The following is a 14070-nucleotide window of genomic DNA, read 5'->3' as shown; positions in this document are numbered from 1 at the left end:
TAAAAGATATAAAGGCCTACAGGAGTTTTCTGTAGGCTTTTTTTATTATCGCAAGACCAATTTTTTCACCAACTCCTTTCCCAGTTCCTCGTTGATCAAGGTAATAATTTTTGATTTCCCATGACTTAATTCTTCCCTGAGTACGGAGGAGGAGAGAGAAACAAAAAGCGTCTCATTTCTTAATTCAATGGATGTGGTGTAGTTGTTTACCCCATTTCCCATAAGATTGGCCCAAGCTTCCCGAACATTCACCTTATCCATGCCGTTCTGCAGTTTGTTCACTTTGATGAATTCTTGCAATGCTTCACTTAAGGGTATATTGTCGTTCTTTCTTTTGGCCATTATTCGTTAATGTTGATGGGTTCGTACCTCTTGTAGTGATAGGTGACTCCTTCCTTATTGACTACCGAAAAGGAATTATCCGATAGGGCTGTCAAAAGCTCATTCCATTCGCTCAAGTTGTTTTTATATTGAAACTCAAAGGAGTCTTCCTTTTGTAGTATCAAAAACGATTCGGCATCATCATTTGCAAAATACGTGCCCTCCAAGCTGGGCTGCACCTTTTTTCTAAAACCCTTAAAACCTGCTATTTCTATATAATCTATAGTGGTATTGGCTTTGTATTCTTTTGTGGTGCCATCCGGAAACTCTACTTCACTTATTTCCCAATACCCGTTTAGTTTGGTCAGATCACTTTCGGAAATGCTCTGCTTGCAGCTAAGTAGGCATATAAGAGCGAAGACAGACAGGATTGTTCTCATACTATAATTTAAAAATTTTATACGACTTATGAATGGTTTTTACAACTTCTTCCGTGCGGTCGGCGTGGGTGTCGCTGATAAATATTTGACCAAAATAATCATCATCTACCAAGGAAACAATATGTGCTACCCTATTTTCGTCCAGTTTGTCAAAAATATCATCCAAAAGTAAGATCGGGGTTGTTTTTGCCTGGGTTTTTATAAAATTGAACTGGGCCAATTTCAATGCGATCAGAAAAGATTTCTGCTGTCCCTGGGAACCAAATTTTTTAATGGGAAATCCTTCAATTTCAAAGTTGAGGTCGTCCTTGTGGACCCCAACGGATGTATATTGCAAGGCCCTGTCCTTATCTAGGCTGCCTTCCAATAAATTAAGGAGACCATCATCCAATAATTTACTGTCGTAATTAATATGTACCTCTTCCTTGGCTCCAGAGATCACTTCGTATTGTTCTTTGAAAATAGGAATGAATGCTTCTAGGAAAGACATCCTTTTGTTGTGGATTTCAGTACCGTACCTGTCCAACTGTTCATTGTATACAGCAAGGGTAGTGCGGTCAAAAGTATGGTTGGCGGCAAAGTATTTTAATAGGGAATTTCGCTGTGCCAATACCTTATTGTAATTCATAAGGGAGGATAGGTAGGACTTATCCGATTGTGAAATTACCCCATCCATAAACTTTCTTCGGGTATCACTGCCTTCGATTATCAGATCACGATCTGCCGGCGAAATAATGACCAAAGGTAGAAATCCAATATGGTCAGAAAGTTTATCGTAGGCTTTCCCATTTCGTTTCACAACCTTTTTCATGCCCTTTTTGAGGCTGCAGATGATTTTTTCCTCTCTGCCGTTCTTTTCGTATTCTCCGTCAATGACAAAAAAATCTTCCCCATGTTTTATATTTTGGGTGGCCACCGGATTAAAGTAGCTCTTGCTGAAGGATAGGTGATAGATAGCATCCAAAATATTGGTTTTGCCAATTCCATTGGGCCCTACAAAACAATTTATCTTATGATCAAATTCGAAGTTTTGGGAGCTGAAATTCTTGTAATTAATAAGGGCTAATTTTTTCAGAAACATTCCGAGAGGTAACAGTTTTATTTTTCAATAGCTATGGATCGTGCAAATTATCGAAAAATAACGAATAAATAACCTTTCGGATTTCAATAAAAACTTTATTTTTGCGCGATCAATAAATTTAAAAATGGCAACATACAATAAGAGAGGTTACAAACCAAAGAACAAAGCTGAAGAGATTGAATTGGATGAACAGAACAGTACAACCGCGGAAGTTTTTAGTACTCTGGACGAAAGTGCTTCCAAAACCGAAGAGTGGGTTTCACAAAATCAAAACTACATTCTAGGTGTCATTGGTGTAATAGCAGTAGCCGTTTTGGGATATTTGGCCTACAATCAATTTGTGATTAAACCAATGGAGGCGAGTGCAGATAATGAAATGTACTACCCCCAACAATATTTTGATCAAGCATTGAACAGCACTACAGAGCGAGATTCATTGTTCACCCTTTCCCTTAATGGTGCAGAAGGAAAATACGGATTCTTGGATATTATAGAGGAATACAGCGGTACAAAGGCCGCCAATGTCGCAAGTTATTCTGCAGGGATGGCTTATCTGAACATGCAGAACTATCAGGAAGCAATCAATCATTTGGAAGATTTCTCCTCTGATGATGCTATTTTGGGAGCTCTTGCAAAAGGAGGACTTGGAGATGCTTTTGTACAATTGAACCAACCTGAAGATGCCCTTTCTTATTATGAGAAAGCTGTAGCTCACAGTGACAATAGTTTTACTGCGCCAAAATTCTTGTACAAGGCAGGTATCACAGCTTTGGAATTAAACCAGAGTGATAAGGCACTGGAATACTTTCAAAGAATTAAGGATGACTATGCTTCTTCTGATGAAGCCAGAACGATAGATGTTTTTATCGGAAAGTCCCAAAAACAATAAATAATGGCCACGGCTAACAAGAATTTATCGGAATACGATAAAGCTACAATCCCAAGCGCGAAGAACTTTCGGTTTGGGATTGTTGTTTCTGAATGGAATTCGGAAATAACGGAAGGCTTATTCAATGGGGCCATGGAAACCTTGTTGGATTGTGGTGCCTCAAAGGATAATATTGTTCGTTGGAATGTTCCTGGTAGTTACGAATTGGTTTTTGGAAGTAAAAAAATGATAGCTACCCAAAATGTGGATGCCGTAATTGCTATTGGAAGTGTTATCCAAGGGGAGACAAAGCATTTCGATTTTGTGTGCAGTGCCACTGCCCAAGGGATAAAGGACCTAAATGTAATTACAGATACACCTGTTATATTTTGTGTGTTGACCGACAATAACCTGCAACAGGCCATTGATCGCAGTGGAGGGATACACGGAAACAAGGGTTCGGAAGCTGCTATTGCCGCTATTAAGATGGCCGCTCTGGGCAACTAAATTAGAGTTCTAAAGATTTGGTGATCTTTCTTTTGGGAAAACATCTGGGTTAATCAGTTGTAAATACCACATTTAAAAGGCAAGCCACTATGATTCTACATTTCTGGGTTGTTAACAATTTTTAGCATCTACATTCGACCATTTTGCCCTATTTTCAGTACTTTTGAGGATAGTAAAGATAAATATGAGACTCCCTTCGCTTTTTAAATTAAGTAGGAACAAATCCTATAATTATTCCCCTCGTTATTATAACGAGCGCAAGGAGCGTATAGAAAAATTAAGGAAGTCTAAAGAAGCAAAACCAGACGGGGAGTATTTTGCCGGCTACAGAAAAAAGAGCTACCGGGATGATTGGAAAACAATCAAAAGTGCTCGAAGTGATAGAAACCGTAGGCTTCGTTTTTTCGTTATACTTATCTTTCTTTTGATATTTGCCTATGCCGCAGTAAAATATGGTAAAATAGACATATTCTTTTAATGGGCGATATCATTAAACTTTTACCAGATCATGTTGCCAACCAAATAGCTGCCGGTGAGGTGGTTCAAAGACCAGCTTCAGTAGTTAAAGAGTTGATGGAGAATGCCATAGATGCAGGGGCCACCTCCATAAAGCTTATTATTAAGGATGGGGGCAAAGTCCTGATACAAGTGGTAGATGATGGTGTTGGAATGAGTGATACCGATGCCAGACTCAGTTTCGAAAGGCATGCTACCTCCAAAATTCAATGTGCAGAAGATCTTTTCAACCTTAGTACCAAAGGTTTCAGGGGGGAGGCTTTGGCTTCAATAGCGGCAATAGCCCATGTAGAACTGCAGACCAAACCTTCCGATACAGAAGTAGGTACCCATATAAAAATAGAGGGGAGTAAAATTGCGGCGCAGGAAGTGATTGTTACCCCAAAAGGAACTTCCATTGCGGTAAAAAACCTTTTTTTTAATATTCCCGCCCGAAGAAATTTCCTAAAATCCAATAGTGTGGAACTTAGGCATATCACCGATGAGTTTCATAGGGTAGCTCTGGCACATCCTTCCATTCATTTCTATTTTTACAACAATGGTAGCGAATTGTTTAATTTGCCCCTGAGCAATTATAGGCAACGGATAGTCAATATCTTTGGCAGTAAGACCAATGAAAAATTAGTCCCTGTTGAAGAAGAGACTCAGGTGGTGAAAATTTCCGGATACATTGGGAAACCTGAGTTTGCCAAGAAGAGTAGGGGAGAGCAATACTTTTTCGTCAATAACCGCTTTATTAAAAGTCCCTATCTCCATCATGCCGTGGTGGCAGCGTTTGAGGGACTCATAAAATCTGAAAACCACCCAGGTTATTTCCTATACTTAGAAGTGGATCCTGCGTCCATAGATATTAATATTCATCCTACCAAAACCGAGATCAAATTTGATGATGAGCATACCTTGTATGCCCTATTGAGGTCTGCCGTAAAACATAGTTTGGGACAGTTCAATGTTGCCCCGGCCTTGGATTTTGATCAAGACCTTAATTTGGAAACGCCTTATGCCTTTAAAAATAGGACTGCAGAACTACCTAAAGTGGTTGTGGATTCAGGATTCAACCCCTTTAAAGAGGAAATGCAGAGAGGTTTTAGGAATTCCCATCAAAAGGAGAGTACCAAAGGATGGGAAAGTATGTACGTTGGGTTGGAATCCAAAGTTGGGAAAGAAGATAGTTTCTCGAGTGTAAGTTTTGAATCTGATAGTATAACGGGTTCCATTTTTGATGGTAGTCAGGAAGTAATGGAGTCTACGACAACCACTTTTCAGTTAAGGCGAAAGTATATTGTGACCACCATCATTTCTGGAATGGTCGTAATAGATCAAAGCCGGGCACACCAACGTGTACTTTATGAGAAGTTTTTAAAAAATATTACCATAAAAGAGGCAGTAAGCCAGCAATTATTATTCCCATTGACCTTGTCCTTCTCTAGTTCAGACATGGCCATAATTGAGGAGATCAAGGAAAGTCTAGCTACCATAGGATTTGGTTTCGGTAAAGCAGACAAGGAGGTACTGGAAATTACCGGGGTTCCTTTATTAGTAGCAGAAAGTGAGGTAGGTATGGTTTTGGATCAATTAATTGCAGACTACCAACAGGATGTTGCAGGTGATAATTTTTCACAGACAGATATCCTTTCCAAAACCCTCTGTAAGACACTGGCGGTAAAGACAGGGGAGGTGTTGGACAAAAATTCGCAACTGGCCCTGGTGAACGATTTGTTCGCCTGTAAGGAGTCCAAGGTGAGCCCTTTCAACAAGACAATTTACATTACGATCACAGAAAACGATATTGATAAAAAATTTATTTAAATGGGAAGACTTACTGATGCTATAAAGCATTTACTTATAATTAATGTATTGTTTTTTGTGGCCACCTCCTTGTACGGCGATGAAATGTACCGGTTGTTTTCACTTTGGTTTCCCCAAAATGCAAATTTTGGACTGTGGCAGATTCTTTCGCATATGTTTATGCACGGAGGGTTAATGCATATTGTGTTCAATATGTATGCCTTATGGGCTTTTGGTACGCCTCTGGAACGGATGTGGGGTAGAAATAAATTTTTCTTTTTCTATTTTTCTGCAGGGTTGGGATCGGCCCTATTGCATACGGCCGTGAACTATTATTACTTTAATGAGGGCATGGATGTTTTGGTAAACTCTGGTATTACAAGAAGCCAAGTCATTGAGATAATTTCAAGTGGAAAATATAGTCCAGATTGGTATAACCTAGCTCCCCAAAGTACGATAGATAATTTCTTAAGTGCCTTTAATACGCCTGCTGTGGGGGCTTCTGGTGCTATATATGGAGTGTTGGTGGCGTTTGGGATGTCATTTCCCAATAGCGAGCTATTCTTAATATTTTTACCTGTTCCTATTAAGGCTAAATATTTTATTCCTGTTTTAATAGGTCTGGATTTATTTTCAGGGATTACCGGTTATGCTATCTTTGGAAGTGGAATAGCACATTTCGCACACGTTGGTGGTGCGTTGATTGGTTTTCTGATGATGTGGTACTGGAAAAAGAACCAGTTTAACAAAAACCGTTGGGATTAGCTATGAACACAGGTAATTTAAAATATCAGTTTGCAAGACTGAGCATCGCTGAAAAATTAATTGCCATTAATGTGGTGATCTTTATTTTTAATGGCTTGCTTACGTTTTTACTTCAATTGTCGCCAAATACGTTGATGCAATGGTTTGAGTTGCCCAAAGATTTTTTTGATTTTTTGGTGCAGCCATGGTCCATTGTTACCTATTCTTTTTTTCATGCTGGGCTGGGTCATATCTTTTGGAACATGGTAATGCTTTATTTTGCATCCCGAATTTTTTTAAACCTTTTCGGTCCTAAAAGATTCATCAATGTCTATTTTCTGGGGGTTATTTTAGGCGGACTCCTATTTCTTTTGAGTTATAATATTTTTCCTGCATTTTTGGGGATCAATACTTCTTTGATAGGTGCCTCTGCAGGGGTAACAGCTGTTTTGATATTTGTGTGTACCTATATTCCCAACCAAGAGGTGAGGATTATCTTTTTTAACGTAAAGCTATGGTACATTGGTGTTTTCTTTGTTTTGGTGGATTTGATTCAGATTCCCACCGGAGGTAATGCAGGCGGAAATTTGTCGCATTTGGGAGGTGCCTTATTGGGATTTGTCTATGCGAGGCAATTGGCGAAAGGCAAGGATATAGGTGAAGGCTTTTCTAGGTTAGTGGATAGTTTTGCCAACCTCTTTAAAAAATCAAAAAAAGCTCCATTAAAAACGGTTTACCGTAAAGCCAAGTCCACGGCAAATGCCACAGTAGACCACGATAAAGAAAGCAGGCAACGAAAGATAGATGCCATACTTGATAAAATAAGTAAATCTGGATACGAGAGCTTGTCAAAATCAGAGAAAGACTTTCTTTTCAAAGCAGGTAAAGAATAGCGCCAATTGTGGGAAAATTATCTGTACTAAATAAATTCGTTTTTTTTCTGAATTCAATAGTGGCACTGCTGCTTTTGATTTCTTGTGTAGTACCACATATCTCCCTTCGATCAATTTCATTCCTGTTTATTTTTAGTCTCGCAGTTCCTTACCTCGTAGTGGTGAACATACTTTTCCTGGGCTATTGGGTATTGTTAGGAAAGCGACAATTTTGGTTGTCATCTGTAGTTTTAATAATGGGATATTTTTTCTTGGGAACTTTTATTAAATTTTCTGAAGCTAATGCAGAATCCGAAGAAAAAAGCCTTAGTATACTAACATTTAATGCACAGTCCTTTCGCGGTAATTCAAGGGAAGACAACCCCCAATTGAGCGATGGCATTGTTAAGTTTATTAAAGAAGAAAATGCGGATATTGTCTGTTTTCAGGAGTTCGACTATTCAAAAATTAGGAGTAAGGACTTTGAGCAATATCCCTACAAACATGTGAACTTTGAATTTGGTGTTTATAGTGGAAAGGTAATTCAGGCTATTTATTCCAAATTTCCCATCACCAATAAAGGTTCCCTCAATTTTCCTAACACCGGTAATAATGCCTTATTTGCTGATATCGTTGTAAAATCTGATACGCTTCGTATTTATAACTTGCACCTCCAATCCCTAAGGGTACGACCTGGCTCTCTACGTAGGGAAGAATCACAAAAACTCCTGAAAAGACTAAGCAATTCATTTGTCAAGCAACAGGAGCAGGCCGAAATTATTTTAGAACACAGTAAAACGACTTCCTATAAAAAAATTATTTGTGGAGATTTCAATAATTCGCAGTATTCAAGTGTCTATTATGATATCAAAGGTGATATGAAAGACAGTTTTATGGAAATGGGTTCAGGTTACGGTCGCACCTATAATTTTAAGTTTTTGCCGCTAAGAATTGATTTTATTTTGGTAGACGAGCAAATGGAAGTGCTGGCACATAAAAATTACGACGTTAAATTGTCCGATCACTTCCCGGTAATGGCGTCCATCAAATTATAGCTACATCAAAAGGCAGTCCGCCGTATCCGCAATAATGTGAATACACAAGGCAAGGCCCACGATTCGGGTTTTCTTGAAGAATAAAAATCCAATATAGAGCATAATGGCCCAATACGAGTGTAAAGGGTGGAATCCAACACTACAGCGCGTACTATCAAAAATTGGGCTGGCAACAAGGTGGTCCAGATCAATTAGGATCCCTGCCAAAAGAATCAACACTGCCCAAAACCTATTGTCTTTATAAAAGTAGAGTCCGATGGCTAAAGGGACCAAAAAATGTATGCCGTAATGCATTAAGAATCTAAGCATCCTTGAATTCTAATTGGTGTTCTTTCAGGTAAGATAGGGCATTAGTGCCTTCATTGAACAAAAGATCCAAAATACTAAGGTTATCAATAAATGGATTACGGTCGTCGAATACTTGAACATATGGTTTTTGAACAAGGGGCGGATCCGTTTTGGCATTGATCAAATGGCGTCCATCCACATAATCCAATGGTTCTTTTTCAAAATCGGTAGTTCTTTCTTCTGGCATTGGAATCTGAAGGCAATTGCAGACAGCTTCAATGGACTTTAAATTAAAATCAAGTAGATAGGTATGCTCGGTTCTATAAAGTTCTACAAGATCATCTTCATAGAACTCAAAAAATGGAGAGGTCCGATACGCCGTTTCCAAGGTACGCCAATGTTGCCGTTGCCAATGGTAAAAATTATCAACTTTTACGTCTTTATACTTTTGTCTACCCTTTTTGCCTCCGGCATGTTGAATGGGAATATTCATGAGATGCCTGCCATTATCAGTGGCTATATAGCATCGGTTCCTGTAGGTCTGTTTCTGATAATTTCCAGAAGTCTCCCAACAGATATCATTTTTGACTATGGCCACAAAATTGGCAATATTCAAAAAGTATCCTGGGTGTAGGAGAAGCTTCATTTGTTGGGTTTATAAGACAGATTATTTCTTTTTCTTCTTTTTCCTAAAATAATCAAACACGAACCAACCGGCAAGGGCTATCAAAAAGTATTTAAAATAAGACCTGGGTTCGCCGTCTCCACCTACCGTGGTGAAAACACGATCCCATCTAACTTTCCAATTGCTCAGTCCGTCATTGATCCCATCTATACTCATCCAGATAAAGACCGGTTTGCCCACAATATGGTTTTCTGGCACATAGCCCCAAAACCTACTGTCTTCAGATTTATGGCGATTGTCTCCCATCATCCAGTAATAGCCTTGTTTAAAGGTATAGGAGTCTGTTACCTTCCCATTGATACTAATTTGGTTACCGGATACGGATAGGGTATTCCCCTCATATTCCTGAATTATTTTCTTGTATAAAGGAAGAACTTTTACATTTAAAGGAATTGTTTTACCTGCCTCTGGAAGATAAATAGGTCCAAAATTATCTTGTGTGCCTGGATATTGTCCGCTTTGCGGAAAAATAGAAGTTTCTGGCTTTGTAAAGCTGAATTTCTCAATATTGACGATATCTGCCTTTCCAATATCATTCTTGGCTTCTTCTTCCGTCATATTAAAAAGGGCCTTGTTGTTAACCGCTGTAGCTTTAAGAAATGATACTACTTTACCATCAGAAATATAACCTGTATAGTAGGTGTATAAAGAATCTTTTTCAAATTCCTCCAACGTAGTCTTTTGGTCTATTACCTCTGCAACTTTATCTTGTGACAATATTTCATTAGGAATTTTGATCACATTACCCCCAAAATTATTGCGCCCCAATAAAGTAATTGCTGCGCTACCTATTTGTCCTTTGGTCGTTACTACATGAAGGAACATTGGCTTGGCCCGGTCCGATAGGACCAGCTTTTCACCATTGATATGCACGTCCCCATTTACAATAGAAAGGCTATCCCCAGGGACACCCACACATCTTTTAACGTAGTTTGATTTTTTGTCTATTGGTTTTTTGACCCCTTTTTCCTTTTTAAAGAACTGGCGTACGGTATCCGCGGGCCAACTAAAGACCACGATATCATTTCGTTTAACTTTTTGGAAACCGGGAAGCCTAAAATAGGGGAGCTGTGGTTTGCTTAGATAAGATTTGGTTTTTATGATCGGCAATGTATCATGAACCATTGGCGCCGCAACAGTTGTCATAGGGGTTCTGGCACCGTAATGAAATTTACTAACAAAAAGGAAATCACCTATCATCAGTGTTTTTTCCAAAGACCCGGTTGGGATAACATAAGGCTGAATAAAATAGGTATGCACCAACGTGGCAGCAACTATGGCAAATACAATGGAACTGACCCATTCCCCTAATGCCGTTTTAGGATGTCTGCTGCGGTTTTCCACATATTTGACATCTTGGGTATAGCTGACATAATAGATATAAAATCCTAGGGTTAAAATGACCAACCAAGTATCTAACAGGCTATTTTTTCCAAAGCTCCGTATGGTCTCCACCCAAATTACGGGAAACATAAGTAAATTGATAATAGGAATAAATAGCAGGAATGTCCACCATTTTGGGCGGTTGATAATCTGCATCAACACAATGGCATTATAGATTGGCACTGCCGCTTCCCATGCCTTTCTCCCAGCTTTTACATATAATTTCCAAGTTCCTAAAAAATGGATGACCTGTACGATCAAAATAAAAAGAATCCATTGTGTGCCGTTCATACGATATTGTTATTGGTGTATTCTAAGTTGTTTATTGGGATATCTCAATGCTTGTGTATATAACTAAGTACCCGAAGATGTTTTTTTGTTACGTTTCTTAACCAAGGTTTAACACATCTTTCATGGTGAAAACCCCTGTTTTGTCCACTATCCATTCAGCTGCTACAACGGCTCCGAGGGCAAAACCTTCCCTATTGTGGGCCGTATGTTTAATCTCAATACTATCTACGGGACTTTCATAATTGACGGAATGTGTTCCAGGAACATCATTGATTCGTTTGGCAAGAATAGGAATATGCCTATCTGTTGCCGCATCCAATGCCCATCCTTTATAATCTGTGTTTTTTATGATCCCTTCGGCCAAGGTGATGGCCGTACCACTGGGGGCATCCAGCTTTTGTGTGTGGTGTATTTCTTCCATGGACACCTTGTATTGGTCTAACGTCTTCATCATTTTGGCCAAATATTCGTTAAGCTCAAAAAAGATATTGACCCCCAGGCTATAATTGGAAGCATAAATAAACGCTCCCTTATGTTCATTACAAAAGGACACCGCCCTGTCGTAATCTTTTAACCATCCTGTGGTGCCCGAGATAACAGGAACATTGTGTTCCATGCATTTTTTAATATTTTCGAAAGCCGCATCAGGCTGACTGAAATCTATGGCCACATCGATATTGGAAAAATCAATTTCTTTGGTGTCTACGTCTATTTTGGCTACAATGGTATGGTTTCTTTTGATAGCGGTCTGTTCTATCATCTTTCCCATTTTACCGTATCCAAACAATGCAATTTTCATGCGCTAGAATTTTATGGTTAATGCCATTCCGTAATTTGGATTGGCGTTAATTGGATTGTATTCTAAGTAGGGTTTAAAGTCCATACTAAGGTTGTCATCTACGTTAAATTGCCGTAAATGCGCATCCACATTGGCATCTATGATATTGAGTGCGTAAAGGCCGATGGTGACTACCAAGGCCAGATCCCTATCTCTCTGGTAGCGCTCTTGCCCATCTTGCAACGCTGCATCTGAAAGGTCTGGGCTTCCAGGTACCACACCACTATTGTTGGGATCGTAAAATTCGTCATCAATAAATCCGGCCCTTCTTCTTTTAAAAGCTATTCTAAAGCGATCATAGAGATCATCATTATAAACGTAGGCGTATACCCCTGTGCCAATTGCCGCATATACTAGGGGAACCTTCCAATAACGTTTGTTGTAGATTTGGCCCAATCCCGGTAATATGGCGGAGAAAAAGGCGGCCTTGCTGGGAGCCAAAGGGTTTATTTCTTCCCTTTTCTCCACAATAACATCCTTAATCACGACGCCTTTTTTAGTAAAATCTGTTTTAACAGAGTCTACTGCGGTGGTATCCTTTTTTTTTTCCTGTGCAGTGGTGGAAAGAATTAAAAGAAAAATAACTAGTATAGAGCAAAGTGATTTATTCACCTGTGATCAGTTTTTTTATACGCTGAAATTCTTCTTCGGAACTAAAAGGGATGGTGATTTTGCCATTGCCTTTTTCTGAAGCTTTCACATCTACTTTTACAGAAAGGTAGTCGCTGAATCTCGGGGCATCCTTTTTGATGAAATCAGGGGTTTTCGACACCTTTTTCACTTGCTTATCAGGATTTTCCAATGCATCTTGATAGGCCTTTACGGCCTTTTCCGTATCTCGAACTGATAGATTTTGTCCAACTATCTTCTCATATAGGGCAATCTGGTCTTCTCTTTTTTCAACATTTACGAGCGTTCTACCATGTCCCATACTTACAAAGCCGTCACGGATGCCGGTCTGGATAATGGGGTCTAATCGTAAAAGCCTTAAATAGTTGGTAATGGTGGAGCGTTTTTTCCCTACCCTATCACTTAACTTCTCCTGTGTCAACTGAATTTCGTCTATCAAACGTTGGTAGGACAAAGCAATTTCGATGGGATCAAGATCCTGTCGCTGTATATTTTCCACCAATGCCATTTCCAAGGATTCTTGGTCATTGGCAATACGGATATAGGCAGGAACGGTTTCCAAGCCTATGAGTTTGGACGCCCTGAATCTTCTTTCTCCGGAAACTAATTGATATTTATTGAAATCGAGCTTTCTAACGGTAATAGGCTGGATTACCCCCAGCTCCCGAATAGAAGTTGCCAATTCTTGTAGTGCATCATCGTTAAAGTTGGATCGTGGCTGAAATGGGTTCATTTCTATGGCCGATAATTCCAATTCTACGATATTGCCCACTACTTTATCCGCATTTTTGTCGGATACTGATTTGATGTCGTTTTCTGGATCTTTAAGAAGTGCTGACAATCCTCTTCCTAAAGCTTGTTTTTTTACTGCTTTCGCCATATTAAACTATCTCCTTGTTTTTTTTCATTACTTCATTGGCCAAATTCAAATAATTGGCCGCTCCCTTGCTTGCTGCATCGTATTTAATGATGCTTTCCCCATAACTTGGAGCTTCACTTAATCTCACATTTCTTTGGATGATGGTATCGAAAACCATATCAGAAAAATGCTTGTTCACCTCTTCCACCACCTGATTGGACAGTCGCAATCTGGAATCGAACATGGTGAGCAACAATCCTTCTATGTCTAGATCTGGATTGTGTATTTTTTGCACACTTTTAATGGTGTTCAGTAATTTGCCCAAACCTTCCAAGGCAAAATATTCACATTGGATAGGAATGATGACAGAGTCAGCCGCTGTTAATGCATTTAGAGTCAACAAGCCCAAAGAAGGCGCGCAATCGATCAGAATGTAATCGTATTTGTCCTTCAACCCTTCAAGTGACTGCTTCATCATGTACTCCCTTTTATCCTTGTCTACCAGTTCAATTTCAATGGCAACAAGATCTATATGTGAAGGAATAAGATCTACATTAGGGGAGGATGTTGAAATGATTGTTTCCAAAGCAGTCTTGGAATGTTCCAATAACTGGTACGTACCCATTTCCACACTGTCCACATCTATGCCCAAACCGGATGTGGCATTGGCTTGTGGATCAGCATCAATTAATAATACTTTTTTTTCCAGTACACCTAAGGAGGCAGCTAGGTTCACTGATGTGGTGGTTTTTCCAACCCCACCTTTTTGATTTGCTATAGCAATTATCTTGCCCATTATCATAGTAAGTTAGGGGCTAAAAATACGATTATTTATAACGCCAAAAAATGTATTTTGTTAACAGACGGTGAATAACAGCCTATTAATCCACAAAATGATGGTAAT

Annotated in this window: 17 protein-coding genes; 7 read left to right on the top strand and 10 right to left on the bottom strand. The window is 39.2% G+C overall.

Annotation, left to right across the window (positions count from 1 at the left end):
- Positions 1–45: 45 nt before the first annotated feature.
- Genes SB49_RS06615 through recF form a run of 3 tightly spaced genes read right to left on the bottom strand, consistent with a single transcriptional unit; the run spans position 46 to position 1842 of the window.
- Complete coding sequence (locus SB49_RS06615) at positions 46–342, bottom strand: DUF721 domain-containing protein (RefSeq protein WP_062055008.1); 297 nt, start codon at positions 340–342, stop codon at positions 46–48.
- Positions 342–761, bottom strand: a complete 420-nt coding sequence (locus SB49_RS06610) for a hypothetical protein (protein WP_062055006.1) — start codon at positions 759–761, stop codon at positions 342–344. Before SB49_RS06610 ends, SB49_RS06615 begins: the two co-directional genes overlap by 1 nt.
- Position 762: 1 nt before the next feature.
- Positions 763–1842: a DNA replication/repair protein RecF gene (gene recF / locus SB49_RS06605; RefSeq protein ID WP_062055004.1), complete on the bottom strand. Its 1080-nt coding sequence runs from the start codon at positions 1840–1842 to the stop codon at positions 763–765.
- 124 nt (positions 1843–1966) lie between these two features.
- Between recF and SB49_RS06600 the strand changes: the two genes are divergently transcribed.
- The 7 genes from SB49_RS06600 (at position 1967) to SB49_RS06570 (ending at position 8192) form a co-directional block, all read left to right on the top strand.
- On the top strand, positions 1967–2731 hold the full coding sequence (locus tag SB49_RS06600) for a tetratricopeptide repeat protein (protein ID WP_062055002.1): 765 nt from the start codon (positions 1967–1969) through the stop codon (positions 2729–2731).
- 3 nt (positions 2732–2734) lie between these two features.
- A complete protein-coding gene (gene ribH, locus SB49_RS06595; protein ID WP_062055000.1) occupies positions 2735–3217 on the top strand; it encodes a 6,7-dimethyl-8-ribityllumazine synthase in 483 nt (160 codons plus the stop codon).
- 184 nt (positions 3218–3401) lie between these two features.
- A complete protein-coding gene (locus SB49_RS06590; protein ID WP_062054998.1) occupies positions 3402–3695 on the top strand; it encodes a hypothetical protein in 294 nt (97 codons plus the stop codon).
- Positions 3695–5542, top strand: a complete 1848-nt coding sequence (gene mutL, locus SB49_RS06585) for a DNA mismatch repair endonuclease MutL (RefSeq protein WP_062054996.1) — start codon at positions 3695–3697, stop codon at positions 5540–5542. Before SB49_RS06590 ends, mutL begins: the two co-directional genes overlap by 1 nt.
- Positions 5543–6286, top strand: a complete 744-nt coding sequence (locus SB49_RS06580; RefSeq protein WP_062054994.1) for a rhomboid family intramembrane serine protease — start codon at positions 5543–5545, stop codon at positions 6284–6286.
- 2 nt (positions 6287–6288) lie between these two features.
- Complete coding sequence (locus SB49_RS06575) at positions 6289–7158, top strand: rhomboid family protein (protein WP_062054992.1); 870 nt, start codon at positions 6289–6291, stop codon at positions 7156–7158.
- 236 nt (positions 7159–7394) lie between these two features.
- Positions 7395–8192: an endonuclease/exonuclease/phosphatase family protein gene (locus SB49_RS06570; protein ID WP_235537848.1), complete on the top strand. Its 798-nt coding sequence runs from the start codon at positions 7395–7397 to the stop codon at positions 8190–8192.
- Here SB49_RS06570 and SB49_RS06565 read toward each other — a convergent pair whose 3' ends face one another.
- From SB49_RS06565 to SB49_RS06535, 7 genes are all read right to left on the bottom strand, one after another.
- The gene (locus SB49_RS06565) at positions 8193–8501 is read right to left on the bottom strand and encodes a DUF6122 family protein (protein WP_062054988.1); all 309 of its coding nucleotides are present in this window, start codon (positions 8499–8501) and stop codon (positions 8193–8195) included. It abuts the gene before it with no gap.
- Positions 8494–9126 carry a WbqC family protein gene (locus SB49_RS06560; RefSeq protein ID WP_062054986.1) on the bottom strand — a complete coding sequence of 211 codons (633 nt, stop codon included), beginning with the start codon at positions 9124–9126 and terminating at the stop codon, positions 8494–8496. Before SB49_RS06560 ends, SB49_RS06565 begins: the two co-directional genes overlap by 8 nt.
- Positions 9127–9147: 21 nt before the next feature.
- Positions 9148–10839, bottom strand: coding sequence for a signal peptidase I (gene lepB / locus SB49_RS06555; RefSeq protein WP_062054984.1), 1692 nt, complete (start codon positions 10837–10839; stop codon positions 9148–9150).
- Between the two features lie 97 nt (positions 10840–10936).
- Positions 10937–11638 carry a 4-hydroxy-tetrahydrodipicolinate reductase gene (gene dapB / locus SB49_RS06550; RefSeq protein WP_062054982.1) on the bottom strand — a complete coding sequence of 234 codons (702 nt, stop codon included), beginning with the start codon at positions 11636–11638 and terminating at the stop codon, positions 10937–10939.
- A 3-nt stretch (positions 11639–11641) separates the two neighbouring features.
- Positions 11642–12289, bottom strand: a complete 648-nt coding sequence (locus tag SB49_RS06545) for a DUF5683 domain-containing protein (RefSeq protein WP_062054980.1) — start codon at positions 12287–12289, stop codon at positions 11642–11644.
- On the bottom strand, positions 12282–13187 hold the full coding sequence (locus tag SB49_RS06540; RefSeq protein WP_062054978.1) for a ParB/RepB/Spo0J family partition protein: 906 nt from the start codon (positions 13185–13187) through the stop codon (positions 12282–12284). The genes SB49_RS06545 and SB49_RS06540 overlap by 8 nt, the downstream gene beginning before the upstream one ends.
- A gap of 1 nt (position 13188) precedes the next feature.
- Positions 13189–13962 carry a ParA family protein gene (locus tag SB49_RS06535; RefSeq protein WP_062054976.1) on the bottom strand — a complete coding sequence of 258 codons (774 nt, stop codon included), beginning with the start codon at positions 13960–13962 and terminating at the stop codon, positions 13189–13191.
- Positions 13963–14070: the final 108 nt, after the last annotated feature.

The sequence above is a fragment of the Sediminicola sp. YIK13 genome, from assembly GCF_001430825.1.
Classification (GTDB): Bacteria; Bacteroidota; Bacteroidia; order Flavobacteriales; family Flavobacteriaceae; genus Sediminicola.
The sequence above is the reverse complement of the archived record's forward strand: the minus strand, read 5'-3'. Positions and strand labels throughout refer to the sequence as shown.

Bases quoted from the DNA above. Each gene is read 5' to 3' on its own strand.
- SB49_RS06615 (WP_062055008.1), bottom strand. From the start codon at position 342: ATGGCCAAAAGAAAGAACGACAATATACCCTTAAGTGAAGCATTGCAA.
- SB49_RS06610 (WP_062055006.1), bottom strand. From the start codon at position 761: ATGAGAACAATCCTGTCTGTCTTCGCTCTTATATGCCTACTTAGCTGC.
- recF (WP_062055004.1), bottom strand. From the start codon at position 1,842: ATGTTTCTGAAAAAATTAGCCCTTATTAATTACAAGAATTTCAGCTCC.
- SB49_RS06600 (WP_062055002.1), top strand. From the start codon at position 1,967: ATGGCAACATACAATAAGAGAGGTTACAAACCAAAGAACAAAGCTGAA.
- ribH (WP_062055000.1), top strand. From the start codon at position 2,735: ATGGCCACGGCTAACAAGAATTTATCGGAATACGATAAAGCTACAATC.
- SB49_RS06590 (WP_062054998.1), top strand. From the start codon at position 3,402: ATGAGACTCCCTTCGCTTTTTAAATTAAGTAGGAACAAATCCTATAAT.
- mutL (WP_062054996.1), top strand. From the start codon at position 3,695: ATGGGCGATATCATTAAACTTTTACCAGATCATGTTGCCAACCAAATA.
- SB49_RS06580 (WP_062054994.1), top strand. From the start codon at position 5,543: ATGGGAAGACTTACTGATGCTATAAAGCATTTACTTATAATTAATGTA.
- SB49_RS06575 (WP_062054992.1), top strand. From the start codon at position 6,289: ATGAACACAGGTAATTTAAAATATCAGTTTGCAAGACTGAGCATCGCT.
- SB49_RS06570 (WP_235537848.1), top strand. From the start codon at position 7,395: ATGGGATATTTTTTCTTGGGAACTTTTATTAAATTTTCTGAAGCTAAT.
- SB49_RS06565 (WP_062054988.1), bottom strand. From the start codon at position 8,501: ATGCTTAGATTCTTAATGCATTACGGCATACATTTTTTGGTCCCTTTA.
- SB49_RS06560 (WP_062054986.1), bottom strand. From the start codon at position 9,126: ATGAAGCTTCTCCTACACCCAGGATACTTTTTGAATATTGCCAATTTT.
- lepB (WP_062054984.1), bottom strand. From the start codon at position 10,839: ATGAACGGCACACAATGGATTCTTTTTATTTTGATCGTACAGGTCATC.
- dapB (WP_062054982.1), bottom strand. From the start codon at position 11,638: ATGAAAATTGCATTGTTTGGATACGGTAAAATGGGAAAGATGATAGAA.
- SB49_RS06540 (WP_062054978.1), bottom strand. From the start codon at position 13,187: ATGGCGAAAGCAGTAAAAAAACAAGCTTTAGGAAGAGGATTGTCAGCA.
- SB49_RS06535 (WP_062054976.1), bottom strand. From the start codon at position 13,962: ATGGGCAAGATAATTGCTATAGCAAATCAAAAAGGTGGGGTTGGAAAA.